The 18675-nt window shown below is 42.3% G+C and carries 35 protein-coding genes and 1 pseudogene; all 36 read right to left on the bottom strand.

What is annotated here, in order from left to right; all coding sequences use genetic code 11:
• Positions 1-43: 43 nt before the first annotated feature.
• Positions 44-775, bottom strand: a complete 732-nt coding sequence (gene truA / locus JT739_RS02570) for a tRNA pseudouridine(38-40) synthase TruA (RefSeq protein ID WP_237659526.1) — start codon at positions 773-775, stop codon at positions 44-46.
• A gap of 12 nt (positions 776-787) precedes the next feature.
• A complete protein-coding gene (locus tag JT739_RS02565) occupies positions 788-1582 on the bottom strand; it encodes an energy-coupling factor transporter transmembrane protein EcfT (protein ID WP_237659525.1) in 795 nt (264 codons plus the stop codon).
• Positions 1575-2438: an energy-coupling factor transporter ATPase gene (locus tag JT739_RS02560; protein ID WP_237659524.1), complete on the bottom strand. Its 864-nt coding sequence runs from the start codon at positions 2436-2438 to the stop codon at positions 1575-1577. The genes JT739_RS02565 and JT739_RS02560 overlap by 8 nt, the downstream gene beginning before the upstream one ends.
• Entirely contained in the window at positions 2423-3259 is an 837-nt protein-coding gene (locus tag JT739_RS02555; RefSeq protein ID WP_237659523.1) for an energy-coupling factor transporter ATPase, read from the bottom strand. The genes JT739_RS02560 and JT739_RS02555 overlap by 16 nt, the downstream gene beginning before the upstream one ends.
• A 31-nt stretch (positions 3260-3290) precedes the next feature.
• Positions 3291-3623, bottom strand: coding sequence for a 50S ribosomal protein L17 (rplQ, locus tag JT739_RS02550; protein ID WP_237659522.1), 333 nt, complete (start codon positions 3621-3623; stop codon positions 3291-3293).
• A 15-nt stretch (positions 3624-3638) separates the two neighbouring features.
• Complete coding sequence (locus tag JT739_RS02545) at positions 3639-4586, bottom strand: DNA-directed RNA polymerase subunit alpha (RefSeq protein WP_237659521.1); 948 nt, start codon at positions 4584-4586, stop codon at positions 3639-3641.
• A gap of 49 nt (positions 4587-4635) precedes the next feature.
• Complete coding sequence (rpsD, locus tag JT739_RS02540) at positions 4636-5262, bottom strand: 30S ribosomal protein S4 (protein WP_237659520.1); 627 nt, start codon at positions 5260-5262, stop codon at positions 4636-4638.
• A 22-nt stretch (positions 5263-5284) separates the two neighbouring features.
• A complete protein-coding gene (gene rpsK / locus JT739_RS02535) occupies positions 5285-5668 on the bottom strand; it encodes a 30S ribosomal protein S11 (RefSeq protein WP_237659519.1) in 384 nt (127 codons plus the stop codon).
• A 15-nt stretch (positions 5669-5683) separates the two neighbouring features.
• Entirely contained in the window at positions 5684-6055 is a 372-nt protein-coding gene (gene rpsM, locus JT739_RS02530) for a 30S ribosomal protein S13 (RefSeq protein WP_237659518.1), read from the bottom strand.
• A gap of 19 nt (positions 6056-6074) precedes the next feature.
• Positions 6075-6188: a 50S ribosomal protein L36 gene (gene rpmJ, locus JT739_RS02525; protein WP_006555676.1), complete on the bottom strand. Its 114-nt coding sequence runs from the start codon at positions 6186-6188 to the stop codon at positions 6075-6077.
• 24 nt (positions 6189-6212) lie between these two features.
• Positions 6213-6431 carry a translation initiation factor IF-1 gene (gene infA, locus JT739_RS02520; protein WP_013777345.1) on the bottom strand — a complete coding sequence of 73 codons (219 nt, stop codon included), beginning with the start codon at positions 6429-6431 and terminating at the stop codon, positions 6213-6215.
• A gap of 15 nt (positions 6432-6446) precedes the next feature.
• Positions 6447-6743 carry a KOW domain-containing RNA-binding protein gene (locus tag JT739_RS02515; RefSeq protein ID WP_237659517.1) on the bottom strand — a complete coding sequence of 99 codons (297 nt, stop codon included), beginning with the start codon at positions 6741-6743 and terminating at the stop codon, positions 6447-6449.
• A 12-nt stretch (positions 6744-6755) separates the two neighbouring features.
• Positions 6756-7502 (bottom strand): type I methionyl aminopeptidase, encoded by a 747-nt coding sequence (gene map, locus JT739_RS02510; RefSeq protein WP_237659516.1) that lies wholly within the window; start codon positions 7500-7502, stop codon positions 6756-6758.
• Positions 7499-8152 carry an adenylate kinase gene (locus JT739_RS02505; protein WP_237659515.1) on the bottom strand — a complete coding sequence of 218 codons (654 nt, stop codon included), beginning with the start codon at positions 8150-8152 and terminating at the stop codon, positions 7499-7501. The genes map and JT739_RS02505 overlap by 4 nt, the downstream gene beginning before the upstream one ends.
• 12 nt (positions 8153-8164) lie before the next feature.
• A complete protein-coding gene (gene secY, locus JT739_RS02500) occupies positions 8165-9418 on the bottom strand; it encodes a preprotein translocase subunit SecY (protein ID WP_237659514.1) in 1254 nt (417 codons plus the stop codon).
• A gap of 2 nt (positions 9419-9420) precedes the next feature.
• A complete protein-coding gene (gene rplO / locus JT739_RS02495) occupies positions 9421-9861 on the bottom strand; it encodes a 50S ribosomal protein L15 (protein WP_237659513.1) in 441 nt (146 codons plus the stop codon).
• Positions 9862-9885: 24 nt separating this feature from the next.
• Positions 9886-10389, bottom strand: a complete 504-nt coding sequence (gene rpsE, locus JT739_RS02490; protein ID WP_237659512.1) for a 30S ribosomal protein S5 — start codon at positions 10387-10389, stop codon at positions 9886-9888.
• Between the two features lie 15 nt (positions 10390-10404).
• Positions 10405-10770 carry a 50S ribosomal protein L18 gene (gene rplR / locus JT739_RS02485; protein WP_237659511.1) on the bottom strand — a complete coding sequence of 122 codons (366 nt, stop codon included), beginning with the start codon at positions 10768-10770 and terminating at the stop codon, positions 10405-10407.
• A gap of 20 nt (positions 10771-10790) precedes the next feature.
• Positions 10791-11327 (bottom strand): 50S ribosomal protein L6, encoded by a 537-nt coding sequence (rplF, locus tag JT739_RS02480; RefSeq protein ID WP_237659510.1) that lies wholly within the window; start codon positions 11325-11327, stop codon positions 10791-10793.
• Positions 11328-11351: 24 nt separating this feature from the next.
• Complete coding sequence (gene rpsH / locus JT739_RS02475; RefSeq protein WP_237659509.1) at positions 11352-11750, bottom strand: 30S ribosomal protein S8; 399 nt, start codon at positions 11748-11750, stop codon at positions 11352-11354.
• 28 nt (positions 11751-11778) lie between these two features.
• On the bottom strand, positions 11779-11964 hold the full coding sequence (locus JT739_RS02470) for a type Z 30S ribosomal protein S14 (RefSeq protein WP_237659508.1): 186 nt from the start codon (positions 11962-11964) through the stop codon (positions 11779-11781).
• An 18-nt stretch (positions 11965-11982) separates the two neighbouring features.
• On the bottom strand, positions 11983-12519 hold the full coding sequence (gene rplE, locus JT739_RS02465) for a 50S ribosomal protein L5 (protein WP_237659507.1): 537 nt from the start codon (positions 12517-12519) through the stop codon (positions 11983-11985).
• 20 nt (positions 12520-12539) lie between these two features.
• Positions 12540-12863 (bottom strand): 50S ribosomal protein L24, encoded by a 324-nt coding sequence (gene rplX, locus JT739_RS02460; RefSeq protein ID WP_237659506.1) that lies wholly within the window; start codon positions 12861-12863, stop codon positions 12540-12542.
• A 59-nt stretch (positions 12864-12922) separates the two neighbouring features.
• Complete coding sequence (gene rplN / locus JT739_RS02455) at positions 12923-13291, bottom strand: 50S ribosomal protein L14 (protein ID WP_237659505.1); 369 nt, start codon at positions 13289-13291, stop codon at positions 12923-12925.
• Between the two features lie 18 nt (positions 13292-13309).
• Positions 13310-13567, bottom strand: a complete 258-nt coding sequence (rpsQ, locus tag JT739_RS02450; RefSeq protein WP_237659504.1) for a 30S ribosomal protein S17 — start codon at positions 13565-13567, stop codon at positions 13310-13312.
• A gap of 19 nt (positions 13568-13586) precedes the next feature.
• Positions 13587-13802, bottom strand: a complete 216-nt coding sequence (gene rpmC, locus JT739_RS02445) for a 50S ribosomal protein L29 (protein ID WP_237659503.1) — start codon at positions 13800-13802, stop codon at positions 13587-13589.
• Positions 13792-14226 (bottom strand): 50S ribosomal protein L16, encoded by a 435-nt coding sequence (rplP, locus tag JT739_RS02440; protein WP_237659502.1) that lies wholly within the window; start codon positions 14224-14226, stop codon positions 13792-13794. Before rplP ends, rpmC begins: the two co-directional genes overlap by 11 nt.
• On the bottom strand, positions 14198-14893 hold the full coding sequence (gene rpsC / locus JT739_RS02435) for a 30S ribosomal protein S3 (protein WP_237659501.1): 696 nt from the start codon (positions 14891-14893) through the stop codon (positions 14198-14200). The genes rplP and rpsC overlap by 29 nt, the downstream gene beginning before the upstream one ends.
• 3 nt (positions 14894-14896) lie before the next feature.
• Positions 14897-15235: a 50S ribosomal protein L22 gene (rplV, locus tag JT739_RS02430; RefSeq protein WP_237659500.1), complete on the bottom strand. Its 339-nt coding sequence runs from the start codon at positions 15233-15235 to the stop codon at positions 14897-14899.
• Positions 15236-15283: 48 nt separating this feature from the next.
• Positions 15284-15568 (bottom strand): 30S ribosomal protein S19, encoded by a 285-nt coding sequence (gene rpsS, locus JT739_RS02425; protein ID WP_237659499.1) that lies wholly within the window; start codon positions 15566-15568, stop codon positions 15284-15286.
• Positions 15569-15583: 15 nt separating this feature from the next.
• Positions 15584-16411 (bottom strand): 50S ribosomal protein L2, encoded by an 828-nt coding sequence (gene rplB, locus JT739_RS02420; protein ID WP_237659498.1) that lies wholly within the window; start codon positions 16409-16411, stop codon positions 15584-15586.
• A 39-nt stretch (positions 16412-16450) separates the two neighbouring features.
• The gene (gene rplW, locus JT739_RS02415; RefSeq protein WP_237659497.1) at positions 16451-16741 is read right to left on the bottom strand and encodes a 50S ribosomal protein L23; all 291 of its coding nucleotides are present in this window, start codon (positions 16739-16741) and stop codon (positions 16451-16453) included.
• The gene (rplD, locus tag JT739_RS02410; RefSeq protein WP_237659496.1) at positions 16738-17364 is read right to left on the bottom strand and encodes a 50S ribosomal protein L4; all 627 of its coding nucleotides are present in this window, start codon (positions 17362-17364) and stop codon (positions 16738-16740) included. The genes rplW and rplD overlap by 4 nt, the downstream gene beginning before the upstream one ends.
• Positions 17365-17389: 25 nt before the next feature.
• Positions 17390-18016 (bottom strand): 50S ribosomal protein L3, encoded by a 627-nt coding sequence (rplC, locus tag JT739_RS02405; RefSeq protein ID WP_370642557.1) that lies wholly within the window; start codon positions 18014-18016, stop codon positions 17390-17392.
• Between the two features lie 21 nt (positions 18017-18037).
• A complete protein-coding gene (rpsJ, locus tag JT739_RS02400) occupies positions 18038-18346 on the bottom strand; it encodes a 30S ribosomal protein S10 (protein ID WP_237659494.1) in 309 nt (102 codons plus the stop codon).
• Positions 18347-18386: 40 nt separating this feature from the next.
• Positions 18387-18675, bottom strand: a pseudogene (gene tuf, locus JT739_RS02395) (elongation factor Tu); the annotation flags it as partial.

Raw genomic sequence — 18675 nt, 5'->3', positions numbered from 1 at the left:
AATTTTACAATTAACCATGTGTTTTAAATTTATTAAAAAGGTTTTAATAAATAACCTTTACTAGACATAAACCTTCAGGCGGAAGAGTTTTTCCTGCACAGTTTCTGTCTTTTGATTTGATTATAGAAGTCATCTCATCGGCATCTTTTTTGCCTATACCCACATCTAGCAAGGTTCCGGCTATTATCCTGGCCATGTTGTATAAAAAACCATTGGCTTGAATCTCAAGTTTTACGATGTCTCCATTTTGTACAACTTCAAGTCTTTGAAGATGGCGCACAGTTGATTTAACCGGCCTTCCCGATGCCATAAATGCTTTAAAGTCATGTATGCCGACAAGCTTTTCGGCTGCTCTTTTCATTGCATTTATGTCTAACGGTTTTGAATAAAAATAACTGTATTTACGAAGTAGCGGTGAGGGAAATTTCGAATTGTAAATGGTATAAGTATAAATCTTAGACTTTGCACAAAATCTGGCATGAAAGTCTTCCGCTACTTGTTCTGCATGTTTTACAACTATGTCTTCCGGCAGCTTGCTGTTTATTGCATATGGCAGTTTGTCTATAGGAATACGGGTATTTGTTTTGAAGTTAGCTACTTGGCCCAGCGCATGAACTCCTGCATCGGTGCGGCCGGAGCCTATTACATTAACTTTTTCACCAGTAATAGTGCTGATTGCAGTTTCAAGAACTTCTTGAATAGATAGGGCGTTTTTCTGCCTCTGCCAGCCGCAATAAGCTGTTCCGTCATATTCCAGCAGAATCTTTACATTCATATAACACACCTGCTACATAAAGCGGGTTGCAATGCCGCCTATTGCAAATAATGCAAAGACTGCAAAAGTTGCCATGTCAATAAAGGTCATTTTTAATTCCTTCAATCTGGTCCTGTTATCGCCTCCGCGATAACACCTGGCTTCCATTGCCATTGCCAGATCATCTGCTCTGCGAAAGGCGCTGATAAAAAGTGGTACTAAGAGAGGAACTAGATTTTTAGCCCTATTTATCAAGTTCCCACTTTCAAAATCCGCCCCTCTCGCCATTTGAGCTTTCATTATTTTATCAGTTTCCTCAAGCAGTGTTGGAATAAACCTTAAAGCTATTGTCATCATCATAGCCAATTCATGGGCTGGAACTCCAATTTTTTTAAAAGGTGACAGCAATCTTTCAATACCATCGGTAAGCGATATGGGCGAAGTAGTTAAAGTGAGTAATGATGTACCCGTAATCAGTAAAATTAGCCGTATGGTCATAAAAGCACCTTGTGACAGGCCTTCATAAGTTATGTCCAGCGGACCTATCTCATAAATCACACGACCTTTTATCATGAAGGAATTCAATATAAAGGTCAGGGCGATTATGAATATCAATGGCTTTAGCCCTTTTAGCAAGTATCTCGCTGGAATCCTAGAAAGCGTTACAGCAATCAATAAGAAAGCTACCGGAAAAATATATCCATAAAATTTATTTAGGGCAAATAAAAGTATCATATATGCCAGAGTTATTATAATCTTGGTCCTAGGGTCCAAGCGATGGACTACCGAATTTCCCGGAATATACTGTCCTATTGTTATCTCACGCAAGGCCCTTCCCCCTTATGTGTTTTAAAATTTCTTCTCTGGCTTCTTCAACTGTCAAAATATCTGTCGATACATTTTTGCCCTTAGCTTTAAGTTTTATCATGAGCTCAGTTACTTGGGGTATACCTAGCCCCTTTTCTACAAGGCCCTGGTAATCTTTAAAGATCTCCCTGGGAGTGCCCTGAGAAACCATCTGGCCTTTGTACATAACCGCCAGCTTGTCTACAATCTTAGCTATGTCTTCCATGCTATGTGAAACCAGAATTACTGTCAGATTCTGGTTCTTTTTTAAGTTGATAATCTCTTCTAATATCTCATCACGGCCTCTCGGGTCCAGGCCTGCTGTAGGCTCATCTAGTATTAAAATCTTGGGTTTCATGGCTAAAACACCGGCAATTGCTACTCTTCGCATTTGGCCGCCGCTTAGTTCAAAGGGGGATTTGTCTTTTATTTGTTCATAAGGGAGGCCTACTAGCTCCAAAGCTTCCTTTACCCTTTTAGAGATCTCTTCGTCAGGTAAACCCATATTTCTAGGCCCAAATGCCACATCTTGCTCAACGGTTTCTTCAAATAATTGATGCTCGGGGTACTGAAAAACTAAGCCTACTTTTTGCCTGATGGCCTTAAGGCTTACCTCTTTGCTGTGAATGTTTTTGCCATCAATAATGATTTCACCGGACGTGGGTTTTAAAAGTCCGTTTAGATGCTGAATAAGAGTGGATTTGCCTGAACCTGTATGACCTATCAGTCCCCAAAAATCGCCGTCATTTATGGTCCAATTTACGTCCTTAATTGCAATTGATTCAAAAGGAGTATTTGGCATGTATATATGTGTAACATTTCTTACATCAATTGACATAGGCAATCCACCATTTCATCAACCGTTAATATGTCTTTTCTTAAGGGGACATTGTCCTTTGACAGCAGGTAAGCAAGCTCTGTAACTTGGGGCACATCTAGGCCGTGTTTTTTAAGCTCTTCTACCTGGCTGAAAATTTCACTAGGCTTCCCTTCCATAACTATCTTGCCCTTTTCCATAACCAGGACCCTATCTGCACAAACTGCCTCTTGCATAAAATGGGTAATTAGGATGACTGTTTTACCTTCTTGCCGGTTTAGTTTTTGCACTGTTGAAATTACTTCTTTTCTTCCAACAGGGTCAAGCATAGCGGTAGGCTCATCGAGGATAATACAATCAGGTTTCATGGCAAGTATCCCCGCTATGGCCACCCGCTGTTTTTGACCTCCTGACAGCAAATGGGGAGCCTTATTGGCAAACTCTGTAAGCTCGACGGTTCTCAGTGCCTCATCTATGCGCTGCCTTATTTCTTTTGGGGGGATCCCTAAATTTTCAGGCCCGAAAGCTACATCTTCTTCAACGATTGTAGCTACTATCTGGTTGTCAGGATTCTGAAATACCATCCCAGCTTTTTGCCTTATTTTCCATATATTCGCTTCATCTTTGGTGTTAAGGCCATCTACAAAAATATTACCTTTAGTTGGTAAAAAGAGGCCGTTAAAAAGTTTTGCAAGTGTGGATTTTCCTGAACCGTTTGGACCGATAATCGCTACAAACTCCCCAGGTTTAATCGTTAAATTTATATTGCTCAGCGCCAAATCACCACTGGCAGAATACTGATAATAGACACCCTTAGCAGTTATTTCGGCGGTTATTGTCACCGCCCCCTTTACTTACATTGTGATCTTCACATTACACTAACTCTAACACGGCTTTAGGTGTAGAGTCACCCCGACGTAAACCTACTTTTGTTAATCTCACGTAACCGCCATTTCTATCCTGATATTTTGGTGCTATTTTTTCAAACAGGTTTTTGACTGTGGTCTCATCAAGCACTTCAGCCAATACCAACCTTCTCGATGCTAAATCGTTCTTCTTAGCCAGTGTTATCAGCTTTTCAGCAATGCGACGGACTTCTTTTGCTCTAAACTCGGTAGTTTCTATTTTTCCGTATTTAAAAAGGTCAGTAGTTAGGTTTCTCAGCATCATTTTTCGATGTCCGCTTGGCCTGCCCAACTTCCGCATGTTCTCGCCTCCTTACTAATCCTCCGGTTGTTTTAAGCTCAAATTGAAAGCGGCAAGTTTGGCTTCAACTTCCTGCAAGGATTTTTTGCCTAGGTTGCGCACTTTCAACATATCCTCTGTAGTTTTTTGGGTTAGTTCATATATTGTGTTTATTCCTGCTCGTTTTAAGCAGTTATATGAGCGAACCGACAAGTCCAGCTCTTCGATGGGCATTTCCAGGATTTTCTCCCTTTCATCTTTTTCTTTTTCAACAGGTTCTTCTTCAATCTGAACTTGATCGGTTAAGCCAATAAATAGGCTAAAATGCTCAATGAGAATCTTGGCTGCAGCACTTACTGCTTCATCGGGCTTTATAGCACCATTTGTCCAAATCTCCATCGTAAGCTTGTCGTAGTCAGTTCTCTGTCCTACCCGAGTGTGTTCCACGTTAAAGTTTACTTTATGCACAGGAGTAAAAATGGAATCAACAGCAATTACACCTATTGGCTGATTGGGTTTTTTGTTCCTGTCTGCAGTAACATAGCCTCTGCCTTTTTCCAATGTGAGTTCCATGAAAAGTTTTGCGTCTTTTTCTAATGTAGCTATATGAAGGTCTGGATTTAAAATTTCAACATCTGCATCAGCTATGATATCCTTTGCCGTTACTTCCCCCTCACCCTGTGCTTCAATTCGGAGCAGCTTTGGCTCATCACTGTGCATTATCACAGCCAGCTGTTTAAGGCTCATAATAATCTCGGTAGTATCTTCAGCAACTCCAGGAATGGTAGAAAACTCATGCTGCACACCTTCTATTTTAATTGATGTGACAGCAGCTCCTGGCAGTGAAGATAGTAGGACGCGGCGCAATGAGTTGCCAAGGGTTGTGCCGTAACCTCTTTCCAAAGGTTCAACAACTATCTTTCCATAGGTATTGTCTTCACTTTTTTCTACCAACTCAATCCTCGGCTTTTCGATTTCTATCATCTTAATACATTACCCTCCTTAAATTATTATTGGGTTGAGGGTCATTCAATTACTTAGAGTAGAGCTCGACTATCAGATGTTCTTGGATTGGAACATCAATGTCTTCACGTTTTGGCAGATAGTTAACTTCACCGGTTAGAGTCTCAAAATTCACTGATAGCCATTCGGGCACTACCTTAGATGCACCTTGTTCTGCGATTTCTTTAAACATGCCAAGACTCCTGCTTTTTTCTCTAATTGCGACTACATCCTTCTCTTTAACTTGATAAGATGGAATTGTTACCCTCTTGCCATTTACCTCAACATGACCGTATCTGACGATTTGCCTTGCTTGAGGCCTTGATGCGGCAAATCCCATACGATAAATCACATTGTCTAAACGGCATTCTAGTAGTCTTAGCAGATTTTCGCCGGTTACGCCTTTTTGTCTTACAGCTTTCTCGTAATAGTTTCTGAACTGGCGTTCTAAAACTCCATATATTCTCTTTGCTTTCTGCTTTTCTCTCAGCTGCAATCCATATTCTGTAGGCTTACGGCGCATATGGCCGTGTTGGCCTGGCGCATATCCTCGCCTATCTATTGCACATTTAGAGCTATAGCAGCGGTCGCCTTTTAAGTAAAGCTTAATACCTTCTCTGCGGCATAGCCGGCAAACCGGACCTGTGTATCTTGCCATCCTTCATAACACCTCCTGCAAATTAAACCCTTCTTCTTTTTGGTGGTCTGCAACCATTGTGAGGAATTGGAGTTACATCTTTTATCATGCTAACCTCTAAACCTGCTGCTTGTAACGAACGAATAGCTGCTTCTCTTCCTCCGCCTGGTCCCTTTACATATACTTCTACAGTCCTCATACCATATTCCATTGCCTGTTTTGCCGCTGCTTCAGCAGCCATTTGTGCTGCAAAGGGTGTACCTTTACGGGAACCTTTAAAGCCTACAGTTCCTGCGCTTGCCCAAGTTACGGGTCTTCCAGCTTCATCGGTAATGGTCACTATGGTATTGTTAAAAGTTGAATGTATATGAGCACATCCCTTTTCAACGTGCCTTTTTTCTTTACGTCTTCTCGCTGGCTTTGCCATATTCTCACCTCCGGATTATTGCTTGCGTTTTGCTCCTACAGTTTTGGCTGGACCTTTACGAGTTCTCGCATTGGTCCTGGTCCTCTGCCCCCTTACCGGCAGACCCCGGCGGTGGCGAAGTCCCCTGTAGCAACCAATTTCAATAAGACGCTTGATATTTAGAGCAACTTCTCTCCTAAGATCACCTTCGACTTTATGGTTTTTATCAATAAGTTCCCTTAGCTTTGTAATTTCTCGCTCCGTTAAATCTTTTACCCGAGTATCCGGGTTAATATCAGCTTCTTTTAGAATCTGTTTGGATTTTGTAGGGCCAATGCCGTAAATATATGTCAATGCGACTTCCACGCGCTTTTCCCTAGGCAGATCAACACCGGCAATTCTAGCCATTTAATGCACCTCCTTTTATTTAACCCTGTTTTTGTTTATGCTTTGGATTTTCACATATGACCATGACTCTACCCTTGCGCTTGATTATCTTGCACTTCTCGCAAATTTTCTTCACCGAGGGTCTTACCTTCATAGGAATTCCTCCTTTTGCCGTTTTCTACTTGAAGCGATATTTGATGCGGCCTCGGGTAAGATCATAGGGAGACAACTCCACAGTAACCCTATCTCCTGGCAAAATCCTTATATAATTCATGCGGATTTTCCCAGAAACATGAGCTAATATCACATGACCATTTTTTAATTCTACCCGAAACATGGCATTTGGTAGTGGTTCTAAAACGGTACCTTCGACTTCAATTACATCTTCTTTAGACAAGGTCCCACACCCTCCTCATATCTGATTAGATTGGGTATTTGGGCTTTCATCTATCAGTTCATTAAGGGCTTTTTTTATTTCCTCATTGCTGATTTTCCGCTTCTTTGTCAATTTCTCAGCTATGAAGTCTGCTTTTTTATTTAAAAGTTGCAAATGCTTAATCTTTTTCTTTTTGGGTTTTTCTATCTTCCTAAGATCTCCATCGACTACATATACATAGTTTTCATCAATGACATCTATGACAATCATAAACCGCCCCTTGTCACGACCGGCAATTGATTTTGCCAGCTGTCCTAACACGAGCTGCGGCATAAAAACACCTTCCTAAATCATAGTCAATATCTCCGGCTCACCATCCGTAATGGCAACGGTGTTTTCATAATGAGCCGAAAGGCTTCCATCTCTCGTTACTACCGTCCAGTTATTTTTTAATGTATAAACCTCGTATCCCCCCATATTGACCATGGGCTCTATTGCTAGTGTCATACCGGCCCTAAGTCTCGGTCCCTTCCCAGGAGGACCGAAATTCGGTATCTGTGGAGCTTCATGCATATTTTGGCCAATGCCGTGACCTACATAGTCTCTGACAACGGAAAAATTGTGCCGTTCCACATATGTTTGAATAGCATGTGATATGTCAGAAAGTCTATGGCCTTGTTTTGCATAAGCGATACCTTCAAAGAAACTCTGCCTTGTAACTTCAATAAGCTTAAGTGCATCAGCACTTACCTGGCCTACCGGGAATGTCCGAGCTGCATCGCCGTTGTAGCCTTGAAAATTCACACCAACGTCTATGCTAATAATATCACCATTTTTTAGGCTTCTTAATCCAGGAATTCCATGTACTACCTCTTCATTTATTGAAGCACATATGGATGCTGGAAAACCTCTATAGCCTTTAAAGGTTGGTGTGGCATTATGGCTTAATATAAACTCTTCTGCAATTTTATCAAGCTCAATTGTAGTTACTCCAGGCTTAATATGTTTTTTTATTTCATCTAGCACAAGTGCTGTAATTTCACCGGCTTTTCGCATAAGCTCGATTTCCCTTTGGGACTTAATAATAATCATGATTTTACACCTTCAAGAACTTTCTTTATATCTTCAAAAACGTCATCTATGGGCTTTGAACCGTCGACATTTACCAGCAGTTTACGTCGATCGTAATAATCCACAAGTGGGGCTGTTGTGGTTTCATATACCTCTAACCGCTTCTTTACGGTTTCTATATCATCATCTCTGCGAACTATAAGTTTTTCCCCACACTTGTCGCAAATCCCTGGCGTTTTAGGGGGACTGAACTTTATGTGGAAGGTTGCACCGCACTTTTGGCATGTCCGCCTACCAGTAAACCTTTCTATCAGGAGCCTTTGTTCAACTTGGATATTAATTACTATATCCAAGTTGACATTTTCTTCTTTTAGAAACTCATCGAGATTTTCAGCTTGCCTTACTGTCCTGGGAAAACCATCTAGCAAAAAACCAGCGGCACAGTCATGCATCTTAAGCCGAGACCTGACAATGCCCTCAACTATTTCATCCGGTACCAAAAGACCTTTATCAAGGTATTCACTGGCCTTTTTACCTAATGGAGTATTGTCTTGAACAGCTTTTCTCAGTATCTCTCCGGTGGAGATATGGGGTATCTTAAACTCTTCCGCTATCTTTTTCGCTTGGGTGCCTTTACCTGCGCCCGGAGGCCCCAGCATAACAATTCGCACTAAAAATCACTCCTACTTTAGAAATCCTTGATAATGTCTCATAATCATCTGTGCTTCGATGGCCTTCATTGTCTCCAGCGCTACTCCTACTACAATCAAGAGGGCGGTTCCTCCAAAAGATATGTTTAGACCAGATACAGCTGTCATAAAATATGGAAGCAAAGCGATTACTGCTAAAAATAATGCTCCAACCAGGGTTATCCTGTTTACTATACGAGTAATGTAATCCGCTGTTGGTCTCCCTGGACGAATGCCTGGGATAAAACCTCCGTACTTTTTAATATTATTGGCAACATCTACTGGATTAAAAGTCACCGCAGTGTAAAAATAGGTAAAGAATACTATAAGCAAACCATACAGCACAGCATACAGCCACCCGCTGGGCTGTAGAAACTCGGCAACGCTTGTCATAAATTTGTTATTTGGGAAAAACCCGGCCAATGTACTGGGGAACATCAATATTGAAGTTGAAAATATTACAGGTATAACACCGGCCGAATTAATTTTAATAGGTATATGTGTTGATTGACCGCCATATACCCTGCGACCCACCACACGTTTGGCGTATTGTACTGGCACTCTGCGTTCAGCTTCTTGAACAGCTATAACTCCCACTACGACTGCTATGCCTAAAATTGCAACAACCGCAAGCAGCAATATGTTTACAGCACCTATTCTAATTAAAGCATACATTTGATAGACACTAGTGGGAATTCTTGACACAATACCGGCAAAGATAAGTAGTGATATGCCATTGCCTATACCTTTGTCAGTAATCTGTTCGCCAAGCCACATTAAAAATGCGGTACCTGCTGCAAGGCTTAGTATTACCACGATTTGGCTCAAAAAGCCAGGTTTCATAGCGCTTCTAAATCCAATTGAGAGGCCTGTGGCTTGAATAAGACCCAAAATGACTGTACCATACCTGGTGTACTGAGCCAACACTTTGCGCCCTGCTTCTCCTTCCTTGGCAAGTTCTTCCCACTTGGGAATAACTACTGTAAGCAGCTGCACGATAATTGAAGCATTGATATATGGCGTTATACTCATAGCGAAAACCGAAAACTGACTGAGGGCACCGCCTGCAATTATGTCAAAGAAACCTAGCAGAGCACCTCTTTCAATTATTGACCGCACAGCACTAGGGTCCATTCTAGGTACCGGTATGAACGTCCCTATCCTAAATAGCAAGAGCATCAAAGCGGTATATTTTATCCGCTTTCTTAAATCAGGTATTTTCCAGGCATTTCTCAGGGCTTCCAACATTTTTATATCACCTCTGTCTTTCCACCGGCTGCTTCTATCTTCGCTTTGGCGGTTTCTGAGAAAGCATTGGCTACTACATGAAGTTTGACATTTAGCTGCCCGCTGCCGAGAATCTTAACTCCGTCCTTAATTTTTTTAATTATGCCCTTTTCAATTAGTAGCTCTGGAGTAACTTTTGTGCCTTCCTCAAATTTATTTAACTGTTCGACGTTAATTGCCACCAGCTGTTTTTTGAAAATGTTTGTAAAACCACGTTTTGGAATACGCCTGTAAAGGGGCATCTGACCGCCCTCAAAGCCCGGCCTTACTCCGCCGCCACTTCTGGCATTTTGACCTTTATGACCTCTCGTAGAAGTTTTGCCGTGTCCAGAGCCTATTCCTCTGCCTACCCTTTTGGGCTTTTTGGTAGAACCTTCTGCTGGCGCCAGGTTATGCAATCTCATTGGCTGCACCTCCTCTATTTGCTGTTATCCTAATATTTCATCCACGTTTTTTTCGCGAAGTTTTGCCACTTCTTCAGCCCGTTTCAATTGTTTCAAGGCTACTACCGTTGCATTTACCATGTTTCTCGCATTGGCTGAACCTAAAGACTTACTCACTACGTTTTTAATTCCTGCAAGTTCAACAACAGCTCTGACCGGTCCTCCTGCAATAACTCCTGTTCCTTCTGGAGCTGGTTTTAATAAAACCTTGCCTGCTCCAAAAACTCCTAGACTTTCGTGGGGAATTGTTCCATCCAGTATTGGGACATCAATTAAATTCTTTTTAGCATCTTCGATGCCCTTGCGAACAGCTTCTGGAATCTCTTGGGCTTTGCCGGTACCTACTCCTACCTTACCATTTTTGTTGCCAACTACAACTAACACGGCAAAGCGAAAGTTTTTACCTCCTTTAACAACCTTAGCTACTCGCTTTATAGCTACTATCTTTTCTACAAATTCACTATCTTCAATTCTATTCCTATGCTGCAAAGTTGTACCTCCCTTCTAAAAATCTAAACCAGCTTCTCTGGCAGCATCAGCCAGGGCTTTTATCCGACCATGATATATATAACCGCCTCGGTCAAAGGTTACCGCACGAATTCCCTTTTCCAAAGCCTTTTTTGCAATAAGGTCACCCACTAATTTAGCCGACTCTATATTGACACCAGTCACCTTATCCCTAATAGCAGGGTCAAGTGTGGATGCAGCAACTAAAGTGTGGCCAATTTCATCATTTATGATTTGAGCATAGATATGCTTTTCGCTCTTGTAGACGCACAGGCGTGGCCTTTCTTCTGTGCCAAAGGTCTTCTTGCGAACTCTAAGATGGCGTCTTTTCCGGGCTATGTTGCGCGATTCCTTTTTTATCACAAGTTTCCCTCCCTTACTTATTATGCTCCGGTCTTACCTTCTTTGCGACGTACAACCTCATTTTCATACCTGATACCTTTGCCCTTGTAAGGTTCAGGTTCTCTAACAGCTCTTATGTTTGCCGCAACCTGACCTACCAGCTCCTTATCGATACCTCTAACTATAATCCTGTTTGCAGCAGGTACTTCAAACTCTATTCCTTTAGGTGGCTCAATCTCAACAGGGTGAGAGTAACCAATAGTTAAAACCAGCTTATTACCCTGCTTTACCGCTCTATAACCTACACCTTCAAGCACAAGGACCTTCTCATAACCTCCCACAACACCTGCTACCATATTGCTAATCAAAGAGCGTGTTAGGCCATGTAGTGCCTTATGGTTTTTTTGGTCTGACGGGCGCTCTATTATTACTTTAGAATCTTCTATTTTAATTGTCATGTCCTTATGAAATTCGCGGCTCAAACTGCCTTTTGGCCCTTTTACTGTTACTTGGTTGTTTTCAACGGTTACATGAACTCCCTGAGGGATTTCAATTGGCATTTTGCCGATTCTAGACATTGTCTTCACCTCCTAGTCTTACTACTACCATACGTAGCAGATTACCTCGCCGCCGATTTGCTGTTTTCTTGCCTCTCTATCAGTCATAATTCCTTTAGATGTAGAAAGTATGACAGTACCCAGGCCACCCATAACCTTCGGAATCTCATCTTTGCTGGCATAGATTCTCAGGCCTGGCTTTGAAATCCGCTTAATTCCTGTTATGACTTTCTGTTTATTAGGTCCGTATTTTAGATAGACTTTTAAAATTCCCTGCTTGCCATCTTCTATAACCTCATAATCTTTTATATAACCCTCTTCTTTTAGTACCTTGGCAATAGCTACCTTCATGTTTGAACTGGGGATTTCTACTTCTGGATGACCCACATCATTTGCGTTGCGGATGCGGGTTAGCATATCTGCAATAACGTCCGTCATAGCCAATGAAACTACCTCCCTTCATTTAACTCACTTACCAGCTAGCTTTCTTAACTCCGGGTATTTCACCGCGATGGGCAAGCACTCTGAAACATATCCTACATACACCAAATTTGCGCAAATACGCATGGGGCCTGCCGCAAATTTTGCATCTGTTATACTTGCGCGTTGAAAACTTAGCTGGACGCTTTTGCTTAGCGATTAAAGATTTTTTGGCCAAGCTGTTCCCTCCTTCCCTTTATGCAAAAGGCATACCGAGGTTTTTCAAAAGTTCCCGGGCCTCTTCATCTGTCTTTGCAGTTGTAACAATTGTAATATCCATGCCTCTGACTTTATCGATCTTGTCATAATCGATTTCAGGGAAAATCAGCTGTTCTCTAATGCCTAAAGTATAATTCCCTCTGCCGTCAAAGGAATCAGGAGATACTCCTCTAAAATCTCTTACCCTTGGCAGGTTTATATTAAACAGCTTATCTAGAAAGTCATACATTTTTTCTGCTCTAAGTGTCACCTTAACACCTATGGGCATACCTTCACGTATTTTAAAAGCTGCTATGGATTTGCGTGCTTTTGTTACAATTGGCTTTTGGCCTGTGATTGCTGCCAAATCATTGGTGGCTGATTCAATTGCTTTTGGGTTTTCCCGCGCATCATTAATTCCCATGTTGATGACAACTTTTTCTAAGCGGGGCACTTCCATGATGTTTTTGTAGTTAAACTTTTGCTTTAATGCAGGCACAACTTCGTTTAAATATTTGTCTTTTAATCTTGACATCAAGCTACCTCCCTTCCTGACTATCTATCTAAAACCTCTTGACACTTTTTACAAATGCGCACATTTGACCCATTTTCCAGTACTTTGTGACCAATCCGGGTAGGTTTATTGCATTTGCTGCAAACTACCATCAACTTAGAGGTGTAAATTGGCATTTCCATCTCTATAATACCGCCTTGCTGGACACCAGGTCTGGGCTTTTGATGTTTTTTCGCCACATTTACGCCTTCAACAATGGCCTTTTTCTTTCTTGGAAGGACTTTTATCACTTTACCTTTTTTGCCTTTGTCCTTTCCCGAGATGACGCAAACTGTATCGCCTTTCTTTACATGGACCTTTTCCAAGAACCACACCTCCTCATGTAAAACTTCATGCCCTTTAAGATTTTGGGGTTCGACATTGTCTACAGCACTTCAGGAGCTAAAGATATAATCTTCATGTAATCCTTTTCGCGCAATTCTCTGGCTACAGGACCAAAAATACGCGTACCCCGGGGGTTTTTATCATCACTTAAAATAACCGCAGCATTTTCATCAAACCTGATATATGAACCGTCTTTGCGTTGCAAACCTTTTTTGGTTCTCACAATGACAGCCTTTACAACGTCTCCCTTTTTAACAACGCCATCGGGCGTTGCACTTTTAACTGATGCCACAATGACATCTCCGATATTGGCATATTTTCGCTTGGAACCGCCCAAAACTTTTATACACATTAATTCTTTAGCGCCAGTGTTATCTGCAACGTTGAGCCTAGTTTGAACTTGAATCACGCAAAAAACCTCCCTTCCTTACTGGGCTTTTTGTACAATCTTTACAACCCTCCAGCGTTTATCACGACTAAGGGGTCTTGTTTCCATAATGGTGACAACATCGCCCACTCTGCACTCGTTATTTTCATCATGGGCTTTAAATTTTTTGGTTTTTCTAATGGTCTTGCCATAAAGGGGGTGTCTCATGGATCTTTCCACAGCTACTACTACGGTCTTATCCATTTTATCACTGACCACTACTCCTGTGCGGACCTTTCTTTGATTTCGTTCGGCCATACTTATCCCTCCTTTTTAATTACTTTTGGCTCCCAAGCTTTAACTTTTCGTTTTGTCTTTCCGTGAGGACAGTTTTTATGCGTGCTATGGTTTTTCTGACTTCACGAATTCTCATGGGGTTTTCAAGCTGACCGGTGGCTGCTTGAAACCGGAGGTTAAACAGTTCGCCCTTTAACTCCTTTTCTTTCTGCCGCAACTCTTGGTCAGATAGGTCACGAATCTGCTTAAGCTTCATTTACATCACCGCCTATTTCTACCCGTTTTACAATCTTTGTCTTTATTGGCAACTTATGAGAGGCGAGAGTCAAAGCCTCCTTAGCTACTTCTTCAGGAACTCCGGCTAGCTCGAACATAACGCGGCCCTCTTTTACAACTGCAACCCACAGTTCAGGAGACCCTTTACCGCTTCCCATACGTGTTTCAGCAGGCTTCTTTGTTACAGGCTTGTCTGGGAATATTTTTATCCAAACTTTACCGCCCCTCCTGATGTATCTGGTCATGGCTACACGAGCAGCTTCAATTTGCTGGCTGGTAATCCATGCAGATTCAAGAGCTTGCAGGCCGTATTCACCATAAGTAACCTGATTCCCTTTATGAGCCTTGCCCTTCATAACGCCACGCTGCTGCTTCCTAAACTTGACTCGCTTCGGCATCAACATTGTTTACTTCTCCCCCTTCCTCGGGATTTTGCTTTTGTTTTACCGGAAGGACTTCACCTTTATATATCCAAACTTTAACACCGATCCTGCCATAGGTGGTATGGGCTTCTGCAAAACCGTAATCAATATCAGCTCTTAAGGTTTGAAGCGGAATGGTTCCTTCATGATACATTTCGGATCTGGCAATTTCGGCACCGCCGAGTCTGCCGCTGACCATGGTCTTTATACCTTTGGCTCCTGACCTCATAGCCCTGGTTATGGCCTGCTTCATCGCTCTGCGGAAAGATATACGCCTCTCCAGCTGTGAAGCAATGTTTTCCGCCACAAGTTGAGCATCTATGTCAGGATTCTTAATTTCAACTACATTTATGGAAACCTGTTTATCGGTCATTTTCTCCAGTTCTGTTTTTAGCTCGTCAACACCGCTGCCACCTTTTCCGATAACCATTCCGGGCTTTGCAGTGTTAATCGTAACTTTAATACGCTTTGCCGCACGCTCAATCTCGATTCTGGAAACACCTGCTGTATATAATGCTTTCTTTATATATTGGCGGATCTTGAAGTCTTCCAATAGATAATCTGCAAAGTCCTTTTCCGCATACCATCTTGAGTCCCAATCTTTAATTATTCCTACTCTTAACCCATGAGGGTGAATTTTCTGACCCAAAATCTATCCCTCCTTTTCCTTTAATACTATTGTAATGTGGCTGGTCTTTTTGTGTATTGAATAAGCTCTTCCCTGAGCCCTTGCTCGAAAGCGTTTCATGATGGGGCCTTCGTCGGCATAGCACTGGGAAATATATAAACCGTCTCTATTCATGTTGAAGTTGTTCTCTGCATTTGCAATGGCAGAGCGCAGTAATTTTTCCAGTAAAGGCGAGGCCGCTTTGGGCGTAAACCTCAATATAGTTAAGGCTTCATCAACTTGTTTCCCGCGAATAAGGTCTAATACGACTCTCACTTTGCTTGGGGAAATCCTGACATGTCTTACCTGTGCCCTCGCTTCCAACTTGTATACCTCCTTTGCTAGGTTTTGTAACCTTAAAAATCAAACATTTTATTTAAGTGCTGTAGATTTTTCAGTATGGGCTCCGTGTCCTTTAAAAGTCCTTGTAGGTGCAAATTCGCCTAATTTATGCCCCACCATATCTTCTGTTATATAAATAGGAACATGCTTTCTGCCGTCGTGGACAGCGATTGTATGGCCGACCATCTCGGGAAATATAGTAGAAGCCCTGGACCAGGTCTTGATAACCTTTTTATCCTTTTTTTTGTTCATTTCTATAATTTTAGCCAAAAGTTTTTGATCAACGAAGGGTCCTTTTTTTGTTGAGCGACTCATCAGCTTACCTCCCTTCTATTTACGGCGCTTGACAATATATTTATCCGAAGCCTTGTTTTTCTTTCTCGTCTTATAACCAAGTGTAGGTTTACCCCAGGGCGTAACAGGACTCTTGCGGCCAATAGGTGCTTTACCTTCACCTCCGCCGTGGGGGTGATCCACTGGGTTCATAACAACGCCACGGACATGGGGTCTCCGATTTAACCAGCGTGATCTACCAGCTTTACCGATAGAAATATTTTCATGATCAATATTGCCCACCTGGCCTATTGTGGCTCTGCAGTTTTCCGATACCATTCGCATTTCTCCTGAAGGCAGCCTTAGTGTGGCCATGCCACCTTCTTTTGCCATGAGCTGAGCTGATGCACCGGCAGCTCTTACCATCTGTCCTCCCTTGCCTGGGATAAGCTCGATATTGTGAACAGTGGTACCTACAGGTATATGTGCCAATTTGAGGGCATTACCAGGCTTAATATCCGCATTTTCACCGGACTCTACCGTATCTCCTACACGAAGGCCGTCCGGGGCTAAAATATAGCGTTTTTCTCCATCTGCGTAATGTAAAAGTGCTATATACGCTGTGCGGTTGGGATCGTATTCAATGGCTGCTACTTTTGCCGGTATCCCATCTTTATCTCTCTTAAAATCAATAATTCTATATTTGCGCTTGTGGCCACCGCCACGATGTCTAATTGTCAGTCTGCCCTGCATGTTACGGCCAGCTTTATTCTTAAGTGTTACGACTAAAGACCGCTCAGGCTCTTTTTTGGTTATTTCTTCAAAAGAAGCAACGCTCATAAACCTGCGGCCTGGACTCGTGGGCTTAAACTTTTTTATAGCCACATTGTTCCCTCCTTCTCTATCTCAAATCATCCGTAAAAACTATAGGGCTTCGAAGAATTCTATAGTTTTGCTGTCATCGGTTAAAGTTACAATGGCTTTTTTCCAGTCAGGCCGTTTGCCTACAAATCGACCCATGCGCTTCATTTTACCTCTCATATTAATGGTATTGACCTTGGCAACTTTTACTCCAAAAATTGATTCTAGTGCATTTTTTATCTCAGTTTTGTTGGCATTTTTGTGAACTACAAAGACGTATTTTTTTTGCTGCTGCATATCCATGCTTTTTTCTGTAATCCAAGGGCGAATGATGATGTCATGCGGATTTTTCATCCTGCATACACCTCCTCTACCCGCTGGGCCGCTTCTTTTGTCATGATCAAGAAATCATGGTTTAAAATATCATAAACATTCAAGGTGTTGACGTATGCGGTTTTTACACCCGGGATATTGCGGGCTGATTTCACCACATTGTCGTTTTTATCAGCCATCACTATAAGAGATTTCTTATTGGCCTTCAAATTAGCCAATATTGTAACCATTTGCTTAGTCTTTGGAGCTTCCATAGTCAAACTGTCCAGCAGTATGAGCTCGTTGTCTCTAGTTTTTGCACTTAGTGCTGATTTTAGGGCTAGTCTCTTTAGCTTTTTAGGCATTGTAGTTTTAAAGGAGCGAGGCTTTGGTCCAAAGACTATACCACCTTTTCTCCACAAAGGCGACCTTATGCTGCCATGCCTGGCTCTTCCGGTGCCCTTCTGACGCCATGGCTTTCTTCCACCACCAGACACTTCGGCTCTGGTCAAGGTGCTGGCAGTTCCCAACCTTTGATTTGCTAGATAATTTACAACAGCACGGTGCATAATATCTGGTCTGACTTCAGCGCCAAAGACATCATCAGAAAGCTCGACTTCGCCTATCCTTTCTCCCTGTATATTATATAAAGCTACTTTTGGCATTGGGCTCCTCCTTTCACTGTCAGTTTCAGTTCTTTACGCTGTTTTTTATAAAGAGTAGTGATTTCTTTGGTCCGGGTACTGAGCCCTTTATAAGTAAAAAGTTTCTCTCCGGATCCACCTTTACTACTTCAAGGTTTTGAACTGTAACCTTTTTTGCTCCTTTATGTCCGGGTCTTGGTAACCCCTTAACGACTCTGGCTACACCAGTAGCACCGCTTGAACCCACAAGGCGGTGTGATTTTGAGCCGTGAGTCATTGGTCCGCGCCTGGCATTCCAGCGCTTAATAGTTCCAGCATAGCCTTTTCCTAGTGATGTGCCAGTTACGTCTACTTTGTCTCCAGGCTGGAAAATGTCAACCTTTATTTCGTCCCCTACATTGTATTTGTCAGCATCTTGAATCCTGAATTCTTTTAGGTATTTCTTAAATGACAGTTGCCTAGTCTTGAATTGACCTTGCAGGGGTTTGTTTAATTTCTTTTCTTTAATATCTTCATAGCCAACTTTAATTGCGCTGTAACCATCATTTTCTACAGTCTTTTTCTGCACCACAACGCAGGGCCCAGCTTCCACTACAGTGACCGGAACAGCTTCTCCTGTGTCACTGAAAATCTGGGTCATGCCGATTTTTTTGCCTAAAATGGCCTTTTCAATCATCAAAGTCACCTCCCATTGCTACAGCTTTATCTCAATATCGACTCCTGCCGGCAAATCCAATCTCATAAGAGCATCAACGGTTTTTTGATTTGGCTGTTTGATATCTATCAATCTCTTATGGGTCCTTGATTCAAACTGTTCCCGGGAATCCTTGTACTTGTGCGGAGCACGAAGTATAGTTATGATACTCCGATCCGTGGGTAACGGTATAGGCCCCGATACTTTGGCCCCGGTTCGCTTTGCCGTCTCCACAATTTTCCTGGCCGATTGGTCAAGAATTGCGTGGTCAAAAGCTTTTAGGCGAATTCTTATTTTCTGATGGGCCATGTGTGTCCCTCCTTACGTTCGGAATTTGGGTTTTAAATAATTATTCAGCGATTTCAGTTACCACACCTGCACCTACGGTCTTGCCGCCTTCACGGATAGCAAATCTTAATCCCTGCTCTATTGCAATCGGTGATATGAGTTCTATATCCATTACTATGTTGTCTCCCGGCATTACCATTTCGGTGCCCTCTGGCAATGTAATGGTCCCTGTTACGTCTGTTGTCCTAAAGTAAAACTGTGGTCTATAACCGTTAAAGAAGGGTGTATGCCTGCCGCCTTCTTCTTTCTTTAATACGTATACCTGTCCTTTGAATTTGGTATGTGGCTTG

Origin of the sequence: Tepidanaerobacter sp. GT38 (assembly GCF_021991635.1) — a bacterium.
Classification (GTDB): domain Bacteria; phylum Bacillota; class Thermosediminibacteria; order Thermosediminibacterales; family Tepidanaerobacteraceae; genus DTU063.
The sequence above is the reverse complement of the archived record's forward strand: the minus strand, read 5'-3'. Positions and strand labels throughout refer to the sequence as shown.

Bases quoted from the DNA above. Each gene is read 5' to 3' on its own strand.
- rpsJ (WP_237659494.1), bottom strand. From the start codon at position 18,346: ATGGCCCATCAGAAAATAAGAATTCGCCTAAAAGCTTTTGACCACGCA.
- rpsD (WP_237659520.1), bottom strand. From the start codon at position 5,262: ATGGCAAGATACACAGGTCCGGTTTGCCGGCTATGCCGCAGAGAAGGT.
- rplE (WP_237659507.1), bottom strand. From the start codon at position 12,519: ATGTCAAGATTAAAAGACAAATATTTAAACGAAGTTGTGCCTGCATTA.
- JT739_RS02545 (WP_237659521.1), bottom strand. From the start codon at position 4,586: ATGATAGAAATCGAAAAGCCGAGGATTGAGTTGGTAGAAAAAAGTGAA.
- truA (WP_237659526.1), bottom strand. From the start codon at position 775: ATGAATGTAAAGATTCTGCTGGAATATGACGGAACAGCTTATTGCGGC.
- rpmC (WP_237659503.1), bottom strand. From the start codon at position 13,802: ATGAAGCTTAAGCAGATTCGTGACCTATCTGACCAAGAGTTGCGGCAG.
- rpsK (WP_237659519.1), bottom strand. From the start codon at position 5,668: ATGGCAAAGCCAGCGAGAAGACGTAAAGAAAAAAGGCACGTTGAAAAG.
- map (WP_237659516.1), bottom strand. From the start codon at position 7,502: ATGATTATTATTAAGTCCCAAAGGGAAATCGAGCTTATGCGAAAAGCC.
- rplP (WP_237659502.1), bottom strand. From the start codon at position 14,226: ATGTTGATGCCGAAGCGAGTCAAGTTTAGGAAGCAGCAGCGTGGCGTT.
- rplQ (WP_237659522.1), bottom strand. From the start codon at position 3,623: ATGCGGAAGTTGGGCAGGCCAAGCGGACATCGAAAAATGATGCTGAGA.
- JT739_RS02515 (WP_237659517.1), bottom strand. From the start codon at position 6,743: ATGCCGCAGCTCGTGTTAGGACAGCTGGCAAAATCAATTGCCGGTCGT.
- rpsS (WP_237659499.1), bottom strand. From the start codon at position 15,568: ATGAGTCGCTCAACAAAAAAAGGACCCTTCGTTGATCAAAAACTTTTG.
- rplO (WP_237659513.1), bottom strand. From the start codon at position 9,861: ATGAGATTGCATAACCTGGCGCCAGCAGAAGGTTCTACCAAAAAGCCC.
- rpsM (WP_237659518.1), bottom strand. From the start codon at position 6,055: ATGGCTAGAATTGCCGGTGTTGATCTGCCTAGGGAAAAGCGCGTGGAA.
- secY (WP_237659514.1), bottom strand. From the start codon at position 9,418: ATGTTGGAAGCCCTGAGAAATGCCTGGAAAATACCTGATTTAAGAAAG.
- rpmJ (WP_006555676.1), bottom strand. From the start codon at position 6,188: ATGAAGGTAAGACCCTCGGTGAAGAAAATTTGCGAGAAGTGCAAGATA.
- rplF (WP_237659510.1), bottom strand. From the start codon at position 11,327: ATGTCTAGAATCGGCAAAATGCCAATTGAAATCCCTCAGGGAGTTCAT.
- rpsQ (WP_237659504.1), bottom strand. From the start codon at position 13,567: ATGGCCGAACGAAATCAAAGAAAGGTCCGCACAGGAGTAGTGGTCAGT.
- rplW (WP_237659497.1), bottom strand. From the start codon at position 16,741: ATGAAAAATCCGCATGACATCATCATTCGCCCTTGGATTACAGAAAAA.
- JT739_RS02560 (WP_237659524.1), bottom strand. From the start codon at position 2,438: ATGTCAATTGATGTAAGAAATGTTACACATATATACATGCCAAATACT.
- rplD (WP_237659496.1), bottom strand. From the start codon at position 17,364: ATGCCAAAAGTAGCTTTATATAATATACAGGGAGAAAGGATAGGCGAA.